This is a genomic window from Desulfosoma profundi (assembly GCF_055387865.1).
In genome coordinates, this window is record NZ_AP042420.1 from 2,378,322 (window position 1) to 2,395,526 (window position 17,205).

At 57.3% G+C, this 17,205-nt stretch carries 16 protein-coding genes; 12 read left to right on the top strand and 4 right to left on the bottom strand.

Annotated elements, in window-relative coordinates:
• Positions 1 to 205: 205 nt before the first annotated feature.
• The 10 genes from ACZ5K9_RS10250 (at position 206) to ACZ5K9_RS10295 (ending at position 11,345) form a co-directional block, all read left to right on the top strand.
• Complete coding sequence (locus ACZ5K9_RS10250; RefSeq protein WP_464271238.1) at positions 206 to 1,333, top strand: tetratricopeptide repeat protein; 1,128 nt, start codon at positions 206 to 208, stop codon at positions 1,331 to 1,333.
• 42 nt (positions 1,334 to 1,375) lie between these two features.
• Positions 1,376 to 2,959 (top strand): CgeB family protein, encoded by a 1,584-nt coding sequence (locus tag ACZ5K9_RS10255; protein ID WP_464273960.1) that lies wholly within the window; start codon positions 1,376 to 1,378, stop codon positions 2,957 to 2,959.
• A gap of 153 nt (positions 2,960 to 3,112) precedes the next feature.
• The gene (locus tag ACZ5K9_RS10260; protein WP_464271239.1) at positions 3,113 to 4,486 is read left to right on the top strand and encodes a tetratricopeptide repeat-containing glycosyltransferase family 2 protein; all 1,374 of its coding nucleotides are present in this window, start codon (positions 3,113 to 3,115) and stop codon (positions 4,484 to 4,486) included.
• Positions 4,446 to 5,894: a glycosyltransferase gene (locus ACZ5K9_RS10265; RefSeq protein WP_464271240.1), complete on the top strand. Its 1,449-nt coding sequence runs from the start codon at positions 4,446 to 4,448 to the stop codon at positions 5,892 to 5,894. The genes ACZ5K9_RS10260 and ACZ5K9_RS10265 overlap by 41 nt, the downstream gene beginning before the upstream one ends.
• Positions 5,895 to 5,914: 20 nt before the next feature.
• Positions 5,915 to 7,588 carry a glycosyltransferase family 4 protein gene (locus ACZ5K9_RS10270; RefSeq protein WP_464271241.1) on the top strand — a complete coding sequence of 558 codons (1,674 nt, stop codon included), beginning with the start codon at positions 5,915 to 5,917 and terminating at the stop codon, positions 7,586 to 7,588.
• Positions 7,589 to 7,694: 106 nt separating this feature from the next.
• A complete protein-coding gene (locus ACZ5K9_RS10275; protein ID WP_464271242.1) occupies positions 7,695 to 8,528 on the top strand; it encodes a flagellin N-terminal helical domain-containing protein in 834 nt (277 codons plus the stop codon).
• Positions 8,529 to 8,758: 230 nt separating this feature from the next.
• A complete protein-coding gene (fliD, locus tag ACZ5K9_RS10280; RefSeq protein WP_464271243.1) occupies positions 8,759 to 10,072 on the top strand; it encodes a flagellar filament capping protein FliD in 1,314 nt (437 codons plus the stop codon).
• Between the two features lie 27 nt (positions 10,073 to 10,099).
• On the top strand, positions 10,100 to 10,471 hold the full coding sequence (locus ACZ5K9_RS10285; protein WP_464271244.1) for a flagellar export chaperone FliS: 372 nt from the start codon (positions 10,100 to 10,102) through the stop codon (positions 10,469 to 10,471).
• 29 nt (positions 10,472 to 10,500) lie between these two features.
• Positions 10,501 to 10,947: a flagellar export chaperone FliS gene (fliS, locus tag ACZ5K9_RS10290; RefSeq protein WP_464271245.1), complete on the top strand. Its 447-nt coding sequence runs from the start codon at positions 10,501 to 10,503 to the stop codon at positions 10,945 to 10,947.
• A gap of 35 nt (positions 10,948 to 10,982) precedes the next feature.
• A complete protein-coding gene (locus ACZ5K9_RS10295; RefSeq protein WP_464271246.1) occupies positions 10,983 to 11,345 on the top strand; it encodes a hypothetical protein in 363 nt (120 codons plus the stop codon).
• A gap of 62 nt (positions 11,346 to 11,407) precedes the next feature.
• Here ACZ5K9_RS10295 and fliW read toward each other — a convergent pair whose 3' ends face one another.
• The 3 genes from fliW to ACZ5K9_RS10310 form a co-directional block, all read right to left on the bottom strand.
• Positions 11,408 to 11,863 carry a flagellar assembly protein FliW gene (gene fliW, locus ACZ5K9_RS10300; RefSeq protein ID WP_464271247.1) on the bottom strand — a complete coding sequence of 152 codons (456 nt, stop codon included), beginning with the start codon at positions 11,861 to 11,863 and terminating at the stop codon, positions 11,408 to 11,410.
• 210 nt (positions 11,864 to 12,073) lie between these two features.
• On the bottom strand, positions 12,074 to 12,310 hold the full coding sequence (csrA, locus tag ACZ5K9_RS10305; protein ID WP_464271248.1) for a carbon storage regulator CsrA: 237 nt from the start codon (positions 12,308 to 12,310) through the stop codon (positions 12,074 to 12,076).
• A 445-nt stretch (positions 12,311 to 12,755) separates the two neighbouring features.
• Complete coding sequence (locus ACZ5K9_RS10310; protein ID WP_464271249.1) at positions 12,756 to 13,622, bottom strand: HDOD domain-containing protein; 867 nt, start codon at positions 13,620 to 13,622, stop codon at positions 12,756 to 12,758.
• A gap of 161 nt (positions 13,623 to 13,783) precedes the next feature.
• On the opposite strand from ACZ5K9_RS10310, the gene ACZ5K9_RS10315 reads away from it, so the two are divergent.
• Both ACZ5K9_RS10315 and ACZ5K9_RS10320 read left to right on the top strand, forming a co-directional pair.
• Entirely contained in the window at positions 13,784 to 15,022 is a 1,239-nt protein-coding gene (locus tag ACZ5K9_RS10315) for a J domain-containing protein (RefSeq protein ID WP_464271250.1), read from the top strand.
• 12 nt (positions 15,023 to 15,034) lie between these two features.
• Entirely contained in the window at positions 15,035 to 16,696 is a 1,662-nt protein-coding gene (locus tag ACZ5K9_RS10320) for an acyl-CoA dehydrogenase family protein (RefSeq protein WP_464271251.1), read from the top strand.
• On the opposite strand, the gene ACZ5K9_RS10325 is transcribed toward ACZ5K9_RS10320, so the two are convergent.
• Positions 16,663 to 17,193 (bottom strand): hypothetical protein, encoded by a 531-nt coding sequence (locus ACZ5K9_RS10325; protein WP_464271252.1) that lies wholly within the window; start codon positions 17,191 to 17,193, stop codon positions 16,663 to 16,665. The genes ACZ5K9_RS10320 and ACZ5K9_RS10325 overlap by 34 nt on opposite strands.
• Between the last annotated feature and the right edge of the window lie 12 nt (positions 17,194 to 17,205).

The following is a 17,205-nucleotide window of genomic DNA, read 5'->3' on the forward strand; positions in this document are numbered from 1 at the left end:
GAGGCGAACCGGGAATCTTCAGTGGAGCAAACCAGAGTCTAAGGACACCCCAGCCCTTTATCACGGTTAATCAAACATGCCGGCGACGCCTGAGCGCGTGGTGTGTCATATAACGGCCGGTGACGGCAAATTCTGGCATCGATATTGCTCTCTCTTTGTCACATGCGGTTCCCTGTTGAGAACGTGTAAAAAAGGAGGGTTTTTCATGTGGGAAAAGGATTCGGCCAATCGATTTAACGACGAGCTTTTAAAAAAATACACCGATGAGCGGCGATGGAGAGAAGCAGAAGCGCTTTTGCAGAAAGCTCTACAGGAATTTCCTTATGATACTGAGATTTTAACCCGCTTAAGCATGGTCTTGTGGAAATCAGGAAAGCACAGAGAAGCTCTTGAGAACCTCGAGAAAGCGCTGATGCTGGATCCAGACGATGCCCGGGTCATTGAAGCGGCCGTAAAGATCTTTGTCGCCATCGGCCGTTATGAAGACGCCAGAGACATCGTCACGGCTTATACGGAGCGCAACCCGTGGGAGAGTGACAACAAGGAAAGGCTCTGTCAGCTTCTGGTTCAGCAGCCAGATCTCCTGAGGATGCCCCCCGCGAACGCACTTGGGGGTTCGAATGGAGTTTGTGAAAACGGTTCAGAAAGCACGGTGCTTTTAAGGATCGGGGAAGAGGAGTTTGCCCGACAAAGGTTTGACAGGGCCCGGGTGTGTTTTGAATTGGCTCATGAAAAAGACCCGTCCAACGCCAAGGCCCTGAACAATCTGGGTGTGGTTGCGTGGCAGGATGGCGATACGGCGTCGGCTTTGGATTGCTTCCAGAGGGCCCTGGATTTGGATCCCTTGGATGGGGAAATCCTTCTCAACAGTGCCCGTGCCTTGGGGGATGCGGGCCAGTGGGAGACGGCGGTGGACCTGTTGGAGATCTATCTCAGCCGTCATGGAAATGACGACGAGGCCTGGTCCGACTACCGACGCTTTGTCCACGCCTCGGCGACGCCTTGGCGACCGGACGGCCTTTCCGAAGAAGTGGCCCAAGTGTATGTGGAAACGGCGAAGAGGTTGGCTTCCCTGGGGGATCATCAGGGGGCCATCGAGGCTTATGGGCGGGCGTTGAAAATTTCCGACGGTATGGCGGAGGCTTACTTTGGCCTTGGACTTTTGGAGCAGAATCTTGGCCGGAATACTGAAGCGGCGGAAATGTTTCGGACGGCCCTAGAGCTTGACCCGTCCCACAGCCAAGCTGCAGAAGCCCTGCGGCAGATCCAGCAAGAGGACGGCGCCCCGGCGTTGGACGTCCCATCACCCTTGGATCTTTCGGCGGCACACTAGGGATCGAAAATCTCCCCGGGCCGGAAGGACGTCCGTGTGCTTATGGATGCGGGGCCTCTCCATCGAAACCTGAAGGCCTTGGCTTTCCGCAATCCCTCCTTGGCCCGAAGGCTGTGCGAAGCCGTCCAGAACGATCACGTGGAGCTGTTTCAGGCACCCTCAGGGGATCTGACGGCTCGGTGGACACGTGACGGCGCTCCCATCCAGTCTCCTGAAAATCCCAGGGAAGACGCCGTCAACGCTGTGGATGGTTTCTCTTATCATGCAGCCGGCGAGGTTTTGTGCCTGGGCGTTGGACTCGGTTACGAGCTGGCCGCCTTAATGACGAAAATTCCCGCGGGTGTTCGGATTGCCGCCTACGAACAGGATCCGTGGCTGTTGCGGTGCGCTCTGTCGCTCCATGATTTCAGCCGGGAGGTGCTGAGCGAAAGGCTGACCCTGCTCCTTGGGGCGGATATCCTCGGCCGGTGGCCCGGCATCGCGTCTTATGCTATGTTTCACCACCCATGGCTCGGAAAGATCTATCATCGGAATGTGGCCCGTCTCAGAAGGCATGGATCCGCCGGACGCCGAATCCTTGTCGCCTCAGGCGGTCTTTTCGTCGACGATGTCATCGACGCTCTGGAACATTTGGGATGCGGCGTGCGGCTGTGGGATCCACAAAGGATTTCTCTGGAAGAGAGCCGGCGCGAAATCAAAACAGTCGATCCCCAAGCCGTTCTGAGCATCAATTTTATGCCGGGTTTGGCGTCCTTGTGTGAAGAACTGGGTGTGACCTATGTGGCCTGGGAAATCGATCCCACCGTGGAACGACTCAAACCCCGACACGTGGACGCTCCATGGACAAAAATCTTCACCTACCGAAAGGCCCGCATCGCTCACTACCGCGCATCCGGCTACAAGAAGGTCGAATACCTTCCTTTGGCGACCAACCCCAGGCGGCGTCATCCCTTGAGGCTGTCACCCGACGACGAAGCGCGCTATGGAGCTCCCCTATCCTTCGTGGGGAGTTCCATGGTAGTCCAAGCTCGGGTTCTCCGCCGCCTTTTTGAAAAAACGTGTCATATCCATGGGCTCAGTCCCCTGGACGCTGAAAAGCATTCCCTGGTGGTTCCGGGACCAGACGGACGGCTTGTGGATCTCGGCGTGTGTGCGGCCGAGGAGTCGGCTTCGGCACATCGTCGTCGTATCGTTCAGGAGATCCTGCAAATGCCGTACGGCTTCAAAATCTGGGGGGACGCGGGATGGGCCGAGGTCTGTCCGGCTTCCGTCTATCAAGGGCCGGCCGGGCATGGCTTGGAGCTCACAAAAATCTACAATGCGTCTTGGGTCAACTTGGATGTGGCGCGAGCCTACCAGAACGACATTGTGACCATGCGCGTTTTTGACATTTTGGCATGCAGAGGCTTTGTGCTGGCCGAAAACTCTTCCGACATCGCCCATCTTTTTCATGTGGGCCGTGAGGTGATCGTCTATCGGGATGTCGGCGAACTGAGAAAAACCGTCCGTCACTTCATGCATCGAGCCGACGAACGGCGGGCTGTCGCGGAAGCCGGCTATCGAAGGGTTTTAAGGGATCACACCATGGATCAGCGAATGGCCTGGATCCTGCAAAGCATCGACTGATGGCGCTGCGGGCGCCCCTCATGGAATCTCATGAACCGGGTGCTTCGCCGCACCCGTTCTTCAGCCGTGGAAGATGGAATGGACAGACGGCGGCGGTGCGATCAATGTTCAGCGCATCCGACCCGGAGCGTTTCTTTCATCGAGGTCGAAGATATGTGCATTTCTCTTTGCATGATCGTAAAAAACGAGGAAAAACACCTCCCTCGGTGCCTTGCAAGCGTTTCCGCTCATGTGGATGAACTCGTGGTCGTCGACACGGGATCCTCGGACGGGACCCTCGATGTGGCCCGTCGTTACGGCGCGAAGCTCTCTTTCTTTTCCTGGACGGGGGATTTCTCGGAGGCCAGGAATTATGCGTTGTCCCTGGTTCAAGGCTCCTGGGTATTATTCTTGGACGCCGACGAGGAATTGATTATTCCCCAAAAAGATGTTTGTCTGAAGACTATCTGCGAAAAAACCGATACCGACGCTTTTTCGGTTCCAATTCGGAACTTTCATCAGGATGGTTCGTTCGATGTCCATTATGCGGTTCGATTGTTTCGAAAACTGCCGGGCATCCGTTTTGAGGGAAGAGCCCACGAGGTGGTGGACACTTGGCTTATACGTTTCGGCCGAAAAATCATCTCGGCTCCTTTTATCATCAACCATTACGGCTACGCCATATCCCAAGAGGATCTGCGCAGGAAACTTCTGAGAAATCTGGAAAGCCTTCAAAGGCAACTGGCAGAAAATCCGAAAGACCCCGTGGCCCATTATCGCGTGGGCTCTACCCTCTATGATCTTGGTGACCGGGACGAAGCCCGGCGGGCGCTCAAAACCGCGTACGCCCTGCAGCCTCCGACAGAAGTCATCAAGTGTATGATTCTTAACCTTCTTTGCCTCGATGCCTACGAGAGCAAGGATTATGCGCTGGTGGAGCATTACGCACGACGATCTTTGGCGACAATTCCCCACCAGAACACGGCCCACCTCTATCTCGGGTTGAGTCTTGTGGGGCAAAGGCGCCACAAGGAAGCTTTCCCCCATTTATGGCGGGCTTACCAGTTCGGGCGCCTGCCCGTTTTGCAACGACGGACCGCTTTGACTCAAGAGCATTTTTACAAGGAGGAGGCTTTACTGGGGGCATTGGCCGTGGCCGCCCGGGATGCGGGCCAGGAAGCCTTGGCGGCTCAGTTTTTCCGTAAGTACCATCAGACTTTCGGGAAAACGCCTGAGGCTCTGGCCCATGAGGGCCTGAGCCTTCTTCACTGCGGGGCCTTTGCGCAGGCGGCAACCTGTTTGGAGCAGGCTTCCACACTGGGCATGCCCATGGAAGATGTGGCACCCCCTCTCGCCTATGCCTACTTTCGCAGCGGGCGTCCAAGAGAAGCTCTCGCTGTATACCGAAGATACAAGCAAAGCTTTGATCGTGATACGGCGGGGCGACACACGGCGGCCCTGGTGCGCGCGTGGGCGGCTCGCAAATTTTCCAACCCTGAGGAAACCCATGAATCGTCCGGATCTTTCTGTGTGCATGATTGTGCGTAATGAAGCCCATCAGTTGGAGGCGGCGCTTCGCAATTTCAGGCTCTTTGCCGATGAAATCGTCGTGGTGGACACCGGATCCGCGGACGGCACACGGGCCGTGGCCGAACGCTATGCCGATGTCGTAGCCGATTATCCGTGGCAGGATGATTTTTCCGCCGCTCGAAACGCCTCTCTGGCGAGAGCCCGGGGGCGTTACTTTCTCTGGCTGGATGCTGACGATCGTGTGGACGATGAGAATGTCAAAAAAATAATCCAGCTTAAGTCGAGCTTCGATGGCAAAAGAGCCTACATGTTCGTGCTGCAAGACATTCGAAACGGAAAGCCGTTTGTTTCCCTCCTCCAGATCCGCTGCGCTCCAAATGTTCCGGAAGTCAGGTTTAAAGGGGTTGTCCACGAAAGACTGGATCACACGCTCGAGGCTCTTGGGCTTCCTTTGTGCCATACCGATATCGTGATCGAACATCATGGATACACCAACGCGTGCACACTCAAGAAAAAGATTCGGCGGAACTTGCGTCTCATCGAAAAAATGGAGGACGATGCTCAGGGAAGTCTGGAAGATGAAACGATGCACTATTATCGCGCAACTTCCTATCACATTCTCGGATATTTTGAGCACGCCCTGAAGTCCATGGAAAAATGCCTGGACGGAATGAAAAGGAAAAGATTAGCCGGCCATGAAGATATCCAAAAAGCGTTGGACCCTTTTATCTGGGATGCCATGCTGTTTTGTGCGGAAACGCATCTCGATCAGAACAGGCCTCATCAAAGCCGGCGCTACCTTTTGCAGGTTGAGGCGTTTCCGGACCTCCACCCGTATGTGCTTTTTCGAATGGGGCGGCTGGCCCAGCGGATGAGCCGCCATAAGGACGCGCTGGGTTACTTTCGTCGTGTCGATCTCACCCGCCAGACGGTGACCCGACTTCCTTGGCCGCATGTGGACCTTTCGATCCTCCGAGGGCATCAAGCCTACAGCTTATATTTTCTCGGGGGCATGGAAGCCTGTGCGCACCTTGTCGCCTCTCTGCCCGACGAGGCCATGCGCGGGAAGGCCTGGGAATGCGTCGGGACGCTGGCTGTGGACAATGAAGAGTGGTCCTTGGCCTCACGGGCTTTTCACCGAGACTGGAGCGGTTATCCGTTGTCGCTTGCGGGATGGATTCAGTACGGGACCCTCCTGAAGCGGGAAGGTCAGCTTTCGCAGGCCGTGAAAGCTTTCCAGAAGGTGCTGGCGGAGGATCCTTACAATGTGGGCGCGGCTGTCAAGCTGGCCAATCTCTATTGGCAAATGGGTTCGGAAAAGAAGGCCTTAGAGCTCTTCGAGACCTTGGTCCGCAATGGAGTGGATGATCCTCCTATACTGAAAGCCTGTGAAATTCTTCGTGCTCGCGTCGGCGAACCGGAGTGACGCTTCGAGGGGCATGGCGGATGCACTGGGCGAGCTTTGATCCGTTTCTCATCGGCGATGCTTTTTGGCAGGACAAAATGGGCATGCCCGTGGCCAACAGGCAGTTTCTTGAAGCCTTTTTGCGCTACGGGCGGTTCACGTCCTGTCGTTTCTTTTGTCAGGATACGGTGCAGACGGAGCACATGGGGCGGTTTCTCAGCACCCTGACGAGGGGGCTCGGGACGTCGGTACAGCCCTGCGCCGTCCCGCAGGCTCTGGCCTGGGAGCATCTGCGGCGGGAACCCGTGGATGTGATGCACCACGGGGATTTTACTTTTTATATGCCCTATGTCATGGAATGGAGAAATCGGGCTGCAGGGGTTCTTCCCTTTGCGGCCACCGGGGTGACCCACTCTCTGGATACCCTGAGCATCTATTCCAAGTGCCTGAACCTCTTGATTGCACGTCCAAAACCCTACGATGCCGTCGTCTGTACAAGCCTGTGTGCTGAAACGATGCTCCGCCGAACCTTTGAGGATCTTCGAGAACGCTTCAAGGAGGCGTTTCATGCCGATCTTCCAGAGCCGCCTCGGTTGGTGCGCATTCCGCTGGGGATCCCGGACCCGCCCGATCCGCCTGTGCCCAGGGAGGCGGCGCGCCGTCGGTTGGGGTGGAACGTGGATGACGTCATTGTGTTGTATGTGGGGCGGTTTTCCGTTCGAGGAAAAATGGACCTCAGCCCTTTTCTCGAGGGGGCGGCGTGGTTCTTAAAGAAATTTCGCCGGGAGGGGCGCGCTGTTCCCTGTCGTTTTGTCCTTGCCGGCGCAGGCAAAAGAGAAGACGTGCGGTTGGTGAGCGAGCTGTGCCGTTGCGTCGGCCTGAGTTCCGAGGTCACGGTGGAGGCCAACCTCACCTCGGAGAAAAAAAATCTCTTCTATGCCGCATCGGATGTCTTTTGTTCCCTTGTGGACAATTTTCAAGAAACCTTCGGGCTGACGATCCTGGAAGCCATGAGCTTCGGGTTGCCGGTGATCGCGTCGGCCTTTAACGGCTACCGGGATCTTGTCCGGCCGGGCGTTTCGGGATTCTTGATTCCCACGTACGCCTCGCCGGAAGCCGAGCCGTGGGAGAGCCTGGCGGGCATTTTGGACGTGTCCGTGCTTCGGTACCACCGGGCTCAAAAGGTTGCTTTTGATATGGAAAGCTTCTTGGACGCCTTGACCGTGCTGGTGACCCGCCCCGAGATGCGACGGTCCATGGGAGAGGCGGCGCGGCGCGAAGCCCAACGATACCGATGGCCTAGGATCATCGCCGAATATACCGGACTCTGGGAGGAGCTCGCCCGGGAGGCCCGCATGGACAGGACGAGGGATTCGGCGAAGGAACCGTCGTTGCCCGTGCTGACACCGAGGTTCGAAAGCATTTTCGGTCATTACCCATCCCATGGGTTGCATGAGGAGACATGGCTGACGGTCGGCCCCTATGGACGGGAGAGGTTGGCGGAGGGGTTTATGCCCGTCATTTACGGGGAGAGTGCGCCGATGGTGTGCCAAGACGTCCTCGGCTTGATTCGAGGGCTGGATTTTTCCGGGGGGCGGCGGCTGGGAGAAATCGTTTCGACGGTCCAGCAGTGTTTGTCGGTTTCCCGAGAAACGGCGTATATCCATGTGGACTGGCTTCTCAAGCACGGCATATTGCGCCCCACAAAAAGCTAAAGCCCTCGGGAAATCCTGCCGATACTGAAAATGAAAGCGGAAAAGGGGCTGGTAGACCTGATTCCGACAGGGATGTCAAATCAAAGAAAATCAAGGAGGATTTCCCATGGCACTTCGCATCAACACCAACATCGCTTCATTGAATGTCCAGCGGAATCTGACCATTAACAACCGGAATTTGCAGAATTCGCTGGAGCGGTTGTCCACAGGCTATCGGATCAACAAGGCGGCGGATGACGCCGCCGGGTATGCCGTGGCCAACACCTTTAAGGCGAGGATTTCATCCTTGCGGGTGGCGTACCAAAATGCCACCGAGTCCAACTCAATGTTGCAGGTGGCCGACGGGGCGTACCATGAAATGTACAACATCCTCGTTCGAATGAAAGATCTGGCCACTCAAGCCGCCGGCGGACAAATCACAAATGACAACAGGGAATTGTTGAATACGGAATTTGCCCAACTCCAGGCCGAACTAGACCGGATCGCCCAGACCTCGCAGTACAACGGGGTGACTTTGGTCTACAGCACGGGATCAACTGCCGCCTCTTTCACTTTCCAGATCGGAACCATGAATACAGGCCACGATAAGTTAGAGGTGACGTTGTCAGGCGTGTCGACCCAGGCCTTGGGTGTAAGTACCATCAGTATTGGGACCCAGGGTGCTGCGCAGGGGGCCATGGATGCGCTGGATCTGGCGATTTCCAGCATCAACACCTACATGGCCCAAATCGGAGCCTACCAGAACCGGCTGCAGCACACCATGGATAACTTGAACATCATGATCGAGAACTATTCGGCTTCCGAATCGGCCATTCGCGATGCCGACATGGCTTTTGAAGTGACCCAGTTCACCAAAGCCCAGATTTTGCAACAATCCGGTATGGCCATGCTGGCCCAGGCCAACGCCGCACCGCAGCAGATTCTGCAGCTGTTGGGCTAGCCCGACGGGATTTTCACACGCGCTACCAGTCCGAAGAGGGGCGGTTCCGAAAGGGACCGCCCCTTGTTCATCGAAATCCGCGGGACGTCACGGGACACGACGTGCTTTTTCTATCTATCCCACTGGAATCCAAATGAAAATATGTCAAGTGAGGTTCTTTTTTTGCCGATATACATAATGTAAGGCAATGAAGGGCCCGCAGTGAAATTCTCAAGAAGAGAGGTGCGCCCATGGGAATCAGTCTCAGCGGCGTGGGAAGCGGCTTCGATTGGCAAAGCGTGCTGGAAAAGCTTCGCCAGGTCGAGCAGAACCAGTTCATCAAGCCATTGGAAAACCAGCAAAAGAAACAGGAGGACCTCCTTTCCGCCTGGAACACGGTGTCTACCAAACTGTCGGATGTCCTCTCCGCGGTGCAAAAGATGAAATATCCCACTGACTTCGATGTCTATACCAGCTCCCTGACATCCTCCGGCAGTGTTGATCCGGAAAGACTTTTTTCGGTGACGGTGGGATCCGGCGCGGCCGCGGGTCGCTATGACATTCAAGTCATCAACCTAGCCAAGGCCGAAAAGCTTCAGTCCACTTCGGTCGCCTCGGACACCGACCCGACCGGATGGACCGGAACGATCACCATCGAAGGACAGGAGGTCACTCTGGACGGTAAAAGCCTCCGTGAGGTTCGAGACGAGATCAACAGCCTCAACAGCGGTACCGGGGCCACCGGCGTCACGGCCACCATCCTTAAAGTCGCGGATGCCGACTCCAGGCTGATTCTCACAAGCGATCACGAGGGGGCGGCGGGCATGGCGTTCACCGATGCCCCGGGGGATTACTTTTCCACCCTTCAGGCCGGGGAAGATGCGGTGTTGAGCATCGACGGGATTTCCGTGACCCGTTCTTCCAACACGATCAGCGATGCGATCCCGGGGGTCACCCTTCAGTTGCGCGGCGAGGATACGGCCGCCACCGTCACACTGAACATCGCCAGGGACGAGGAAGGGATTACCCAAAAGGTCCAAACCTTTGTGGACGCCTACAATAGCCTCATGGAGTACGTCAACCAGCAGTTGACCTACAAGACCGGGGATCAAGCGGCCGGGGGCGTGCTTTTCGGCGATGTCCAACTTCGCTCCATGAAAAGCGGCCTGCAGCAGAGCGTCCTCAGCCAGGAACTTTTTGGTTATGGCATCACTTTTTCTAAAGAAGGCACGCTGGATTTCGACGCCGAGAAGTTCAAGACGGCCCTGTCCCAAGATTTTTCCGGCACGGTGGCCAAGTTCAATGAAACGGCCCAAAGCTTGCACACGGTCCTCGACGGGCTGACGAATACCGTGGATGGCACCGTCACCACGAAGAAAAAGAGTATCCAGGAAGAAATCGACACGTTGGATGACCGGATCCAGGCCCAAAACGATCGCATCGATGCGGACATGGAGCGTCTCAAGGCCCAGTTTTTAGCCATGGAAAAGGCCATGAACACCATGAACAGCCAACTGTCGAGCCTTTCCCAGCTCTTTGCCAGCCTTCCTGCGACGAATTCTTAGGGAAAAATTTGCAGCTAGGAGGAAAAAATGACCGCGTGCGCCCAACCCATGAGTCAAACCCATGACGTGCCCAACGCCGATTTTTTGAATCTCATTGTGAGGTGCTACGATGCTCTTCTGCGAGATCTTCAGGAGGCGAAATCGGCCCATGCCGCCGGAGACGAGAACCTTCTGATGGATCGGCTTCGCCACGCGCAAGATCTTGTCACCGAGCTCCTTTTGGGCTTGGACTACGAGCGGGGCGGGGAAATCGCCGTCAACCTGGGACGCCTGTACAACTACATGCTTCGAGAGCTTATCGGACTGCGAGACACGGACGCTCAGGAGACCCTGACCCAGATGCTGACCATGACCGCAAATCTTCGCGAGGCGTGGGTGCAGGTGGCCGGTTGTGCGTGATGGTAAAAGGGACGTGGAGGTGAGGATCCATGACAGTGAACATGAGCAGGGCGCAGCATGCCTACCGCAGAACAAACGTGGAGACCGCGGATATCGCAAGTCTTGTCCTGATGTGCTACGATGCGACCATTCGCGATCTGCAGCAGGCCAAAGAACACCATGTCTCCCACCGCATGGATGCCGCCTATGAGCGCATCCGCCATGGGCAGGACGTGATCACGGAATTGCTGGTGGGGCTTGATTTCGAGCGCGGCGGGGAGATCGCCGTCAACCTTTCTCGGATTTACAATTACCTCCTCCGGGAGCTCATCGGCATCAATTCCATGAAAAGTCCCGAGATCTACGGCGATTTGATCCGTATTCTGGAAGAGCTTCGCGAGGCCTGGCAAGAAGTGAAAAGGAAGTATGATCGGGGCGAGCTCATGACCGGTGGGGCCGAAGGGATGGCCTCATGGGCGCAGTCCATCACCGCCTGAGGCGGGGAAGCTCACGAGAGATGAAGGAGCACGCCGTGGCTTCGGCAGCACCGTTGCAATCCGTGCTTGAGGCGATGGAGGAGCTTCACCGAGGTGTGCAGGATCTGCAGGACCTTGCAGGTCGAGACGGCGAGGCGGCGGCGATCGATTTGGCCGTTCGGCGCTGTGAGCGATACTTCTCCGAGATGACGACCTTGGCGCGTTCTTTGGATCCGGCGAGCCTGCGTCAGGGGGAAAGGGAGCAGCTTCGCGAAATTTTCAACAACCTGACGAGCGGCTATACCGCATGTGTGGAGGAACTCGCTGCGGCCGCAGAACGCGTGACAACCCAGTTGGCGGATCTCAGGAAAAAACAATCCGCTGTGACACAATACGGAAAAATCGCCGGTCTGGGGTGACGCGCCCTGAGCGGCGGAACCGAGCCTTCCGGTTTCGTGTCCTTCAGGCGTCGGGAGGCTTTTTATGCCTCCTCTCCTGCATCTTCTTCCTTTGTGCACTTTTCGGGCGTGATGGCTTCGATGGCGTTCTTTCTTTCCGAGCCCTCGAGCACCCATTGGTAGGCTTGGCGATTAGCGGCATTCAAGAGCAAAGGAGCCCGCACATGGGGGCGTACCGCCCGAGTGGTCCGATCGACGGAGATCAGAACGAGGATAGCCAGGTCGTTCGAATCCTGCAGCTGGAGCACCGACGCCCGGCTTTCGGGGACTCTGTACTGGATGCCGAAGACATCCGGTGGCGACACAAGAAAGGCCACATCTGGATGGTCCACGGCCTGAAGCCACTTGAACGGTCCCTGGCGATGTTCCAAAAGCACATACCGCTTGAGCGATTCAAAGCCGGGGATTCCCCACGGGAAATGGATAAAGGTGCTTTCGTCCAAGTCCAGGATGCCGAATCGGCGGGTTTCGATTTTCATGTCCGTGCTATGTCTTCCTTGTTTTCAATTGTTGGAGAGCTCGTCCGCTCTCCCGGCTCCATGTGGAAGCGGAAGCTCTTGAGAATCTCGGCGCCGTTCAGAGGCCGTGGCCCGCCCCTTGCCAAGTCTCTTGTGGAGCTTCCGTTTCCGCACCATGTTCTTTTCTCCCGCGCGCGATGTCCCCCATGAGTCCGGAACGGCCCTGGGCGTTCAGGGCGTTCGTGAGGGCAGACGACTCAGCAGCTCGTCCACATCCTCGGCCTGTATGGCGGCCGCCCGCCGATTTTCTTCCTGGATTTTCTGATAGAGTTCCTCGCGAAAGACAGGCACGTGGCGGGGGCTTTTGATGCCGACTTTCACTTTGTTTTGATCCGCGGCAGTGATGACCACTTGAATATCATCCCCGATGCGGATGGCTTCTCCCACCTTGCGGGTCAAAATGAGCATGGTGTCCCCCGATCAGACGGTGGTGCGTGCCCCCTCGGCGAAAAGCATTGGAAAAACTCACCGCGGAGGCGCGGAATTCCCAGAGGCTTTCGGCGAGATCTGGGCTCGGGGCGGCGACGTCACCCCGGCCCGAATGCCCACCCTTCGGGAACACCTTAGCAAAAACAACCGAGGAAGACCACGTTGAAACCTTTGGCGTGGAGGGGCCCTCGGCCCCATCGGGCGCCTTCATGGAATCCCTGGTTCCAAGTCTGGATGAATGTGGGCTGTTTTGACCGCCGGTGTCAGTAAAGCAATCCACCACTATGGCGAGGCTCCCGAGCCGTCTGAGAAGGGCCCAAAGGGGCTCTTTCGGCGACGGCTCCTTTCCTGGGAAGAGACCGCACCGGCGTGTCATCTCTCGACGAGGAGGTCCGGTATCCCCCTTCCCCCCGGCGGTGTTTTCTCAGCCGGCCAAGAACTTCTTGGTTTCATCCAAGGCCACGAAGACGTCGGCCATAAGGCGTTCAATGGAGCGGGCGTCCAATTCCAGGGTGGCAAACACGTGGTCTTGGTTGGGGTTGAGGAATCCGTCCACTCCGGCGCCAATGCCCATGGCGGCCACCATCCGGTTAGCGGCATAGACGACGGAGGCCACTTGGCGGTTTTCTTCGGCCTCCTGCGGACTATGGTGATGGGCAATGGCGGCCACGACACCACTCGGAAAATTCCACCGTCGGGCGATGAGTCCCCCCAGCTCCTGGTGATCAATGCCCAAAATATCTCGTTCTGCTTCAAGGAAGGACTGCTTTCGCGTTTTGATACCCTCGATGATGCGATCGAGGTAGTCATCCACATAATGATTGAGGACGGTTTTCCCGATATCATGAAGCAAACCGGCGGTATAGGCGGTGAGCCGCTCCGAGCTGCCGATTTTTTCCGCGATCCGATCCGCCATAATGGCGGTTCCCACGGCGTGTTCCCACAATTCGCCCTCCCGGAGGTCGTAGCCATGGACGGCGTTGTCCTGGAATCGGGCGGAACACGCAGCCAGGATGATTTCCACTAGGGCCCGCTGTCCCAAAGAAATAATGGCTTCTTTGAGAGACCGTGCGGGCTGGCTGCGCGCGTAGTGGGGGGATCGGGCTAGGGCCAGGACCTTGGCGGCGATGACCTGATCATAGCGAATGACCGCTTCGATGTCTTCCACCGGAGCCATCCGTTCAAGCAAGGGCATGACCTTCTGTACGACGTCGGGAAAGGGCGGCAGCTTTTCCGCCATTTGGAGGATTTCGTCCACCGGTTTGATATGCGGGCTTTTTTCTCGCTCCATGAACTTTTCTCCTAGCAACAGGCTGTCCCTTCACCCCATGGGATTCCTCTTAGCTTATCGGAGAGTCGAGGCAAAGTCTTGAACCAAAAAACCGGAAAAGCTATTCTCTGAGTGCTGGATTTTTTCTGCGGCCGAATCCATCCACAAGCGAGCCTGTGTCCATGCCCATCACCGAAACCGCCACACCCGATGACTATCACCTTTTGGGGCTTCAACCTGGAGCGTCCCCGGAAGATGTGAAGCGCGCTTATCGGGAATTGGCCAAGAAATGGCACCCTGACCGTTACACTGACGGGCCCGAATGGGCCCGCCTCCGTGCGGAAGAAAAGTTCAAGGATCTTCAGGAGGCTTACCGACGCATCCTCATTCGCCCGATGCCCGGCCGGGCTGAGAAAGACACGGCCGTCCCAAAAAAAGAGCCCTCGACAGCGCCGGTGGACGACGCGCAGCCTCGGAGGACGAGAAAACCACGGGCGGCCGGGAACCTGCCGGCGAATCCCTTCAGATCGCTCGGGAAATGGGCCGCCGCCGGCGCCGTTGTGGCCCTCGTCGCGCTCTGGGCTTTTTGGGCCACCGACCAGAGGGGGCAGAAGGCATCCGTTCCTATCAGCGCAGGTGCTCCCAAAGGTGGCGCGATACCGAGGCAGGCGTTCCCCGAAGCTTCGGGTCTTCCTGCGCGGGTGGAGGAAGTGTTGTCTTTTCCTCGGACTCCTGCCATCCATGACCTCGAGGCCTCCGGAGGTGGTCGATTAAGAATGGCCCCGCCCGCTCTGCCCGTGGAGAGGTTCACCCTCGGCAGTTCCGAAAGGGATGTGCTCCGGGTCCAAGGTCCTCCGGACCGACGGAGCGGCGGTCGATGGGTCTACGGCCTCTCGGAGGTGCGTTTTCAGGATGGGCGGGTGGTGGGCTACGACAATTTCGACGGGCGGCTGCGCGTGGTTTTAAGACCCTCCGAAAAGTCCGGCACCGGCGGTCCCCCCGGCGACTTTTTTACCTTGGGCTCCACCAAGGACGATGTGGTGCGTGTCCAGGGAACGCCGACAGGGGTTCGAGGGCCTGTCTGGCATTACGGCTTCAGTTCGGTGCGCTTCTTTGAAGACCGGGTTGTGGACTTCGACAATTCTTTCGGAAACCTCAAAATCCGTCTTCTCCCGTCTCCGGAATATCTCGCCAAGACCGGGGGGGTGGCCCCATCTTTTTTCACCATCGGCTCTTCCGCCGATGAGGTCCTCGCGGTTCAAGGAACGCCTTCTCGAGTGCGCGGCAACATGTGGTTCTATGGGTTTTCGGATGTCCTGTTCCGAGATGGTCGGGTGGGCTGGGTCAACGATCCAGGCGCTCAGCTCCGCTTCGTGGACAAAGAGGCCCTCTCGGAAAGATCGGCGGCTGACCGCAAATAGGGGAGACAGACCATGGAGCGATCGGGCTTTTTGGAAGCGGCGTACCGAGGTGTCTTGGACGGATCCATTTTCGAGAAGTTTCCTATCCATGTGGATGCCGCCAAAGTGGAGCGGGTGGTCTCGGCCTATGAGGCGCTCCTGAAGGATTTTCCTCCCCAGGACATCGAAACCCTCGGGCGGGTTCCCGACGACATGATCCGCCGCATGGGGGAGGCAGGCCTTTTCGGTTTCTCCGTGGCCAAAGAATACGGGGGATTGGGATTTAACTTATGGGAGTACTTGGAGGTCATCCGTGAACTGGCCCGGCGGGATCTTTCCGTCGCTTTACTGTCCATCGCCCATCTCTCCATCGGGATCAAAGGCATCCAACTGTTCGGCACGGAAGAGCAAAAACAAAAATATCTTCCACCGGCGGCTTCCGGCGATATGATCTTTTCCTATGCACTCACCGAACCCCATGTGGGCTCCGACGCCAAGCACATCCAAACCACAGCCGTCTTTTTGGAAAGCGAAGGCGTTTACGTCCTCAATGGGCGCAAGACCTACATCACCAACGCCAACTACGCGGGGGGCCTCACCGTTTTTGCCCAACTTGACCCGCAACGCCCTGGACACATGGGAGCCTTCATTGTGGAAACGCACTGGGATGGGGTCAAAATCGGCGCCGACATGCCCAAGATGGGCCTCAAGGCGAGTTCCACCGCGGCCATTCAGTTCAAGGAGGTGAAGGTCCCCCGGGAGAATCTGCTGGGAAAACCCGGCGAGGGCTTCAAGATTGCCATGACGATTCTCAACTATGGCCGGTTGGGCTTGGGGGCGGCCTCCACGGGTCTGATGGAACAGTCCGTGGAAGACATGGTCCGTCGGGCGAGAACGCGGGTGCAGTTCGGCGTGCCCATCGAGCGGTTCGAACTCATCCAGGAAAAAATCGTCAAGGGTCGCGCCCATGCTTTCGCCTGCGATGCCATGACCATGCTGACGGCCACCTTCCTGGAAGCGGATCCCTATCGCAACACGGCCATGGAAACGAGCCATGTGAAGCTCTTCGGCACCACGCGGGCCTGGGACGTTCTCTATGAGGCACTCCAGACGGCCGGCGGTTCAGGTTACCTGACGACCCAGCCCTATGAAAAACGGCTCCGCGATTTTCGCGTGACCACCATTTTTGAAGGGACCACGGAAATCCATTCCATCTATCCGCCGCTTTTTGCCATTCGGCGCATGGCCAGGGAGTTGGGGGAACTTCCGGGGGGACTGTGGGGAAAGCTTCGCACGTTGTGGAAGGAGCTCACACGCCCGATGGAGTGGAACTTTGCACTGACGGATAAAGATTTGCGGGGCGCGGTACGACAGGCGAAACGCAATGCGCGGTACCTCCGCTACGCTTTATGGATTCTCCCGGCGCTCTACGGGCAGAAGGTCGGCGCCAAAGAATATATCCTTCGCCGTGTGACCACCCTCAGTCTCTACACTTTTGCCGTTCTCGCCATGGCGGCGCGGCTGCAAAAAGACCTGGATCGAGGGCTCCTGAGGGAGGAACAGCGGCTCCTTTTGTCTTATATGGTGGAAGAGATGAAGGAACACCGGAGAGCGTGCCTCAAGCTGTGGAACAATAAGAAAGAACGGTTGACTGCGGAACTCTACCCCTGGGTGCGAGGCGCGGTGTCCGAATGATGGGCATCGGCATCCACCATGCGAAGCACGGTGCGAAAGAAGGGCAGCTTTCGAGAAATGCGCGAAAACATGAATCGGGCGAGCACATAGGCCATGAGAAAGACCACCACGTAATTGAGGCTCAAGGCGGTGCGGGGGACCGGAAGGTCCAGGTCGCCGTAGTGCTTTTGTAGCCATGCCAAAGCGAAGAAAATAGGCCACAAGGCCGCGGCGGACAAGGCGATCTTGAAAAAGAAGAATTTCCCCCAGATTTCGTTTCCTGCCTTATTGACGGCTTGATAGGCGGCGTGATCGCCCACGCGTTCCGCTTCATCGGAAAGTTCTTGGTAACGGGCAAGCTCCTCGGAGAGTTTCCTCAGGTACCGGCGGTTGATTCGGTATCCCAATGCAAGGGTGATTTCCCCCGCCACGGTGGCGAGGGCGGCCAGGCCCAGCACCGCGGCGAGATAGGTCCCGTACGGACCCCCAATGTGATGCATCCATTGGTCACGGACCACGCGTGATCTTCC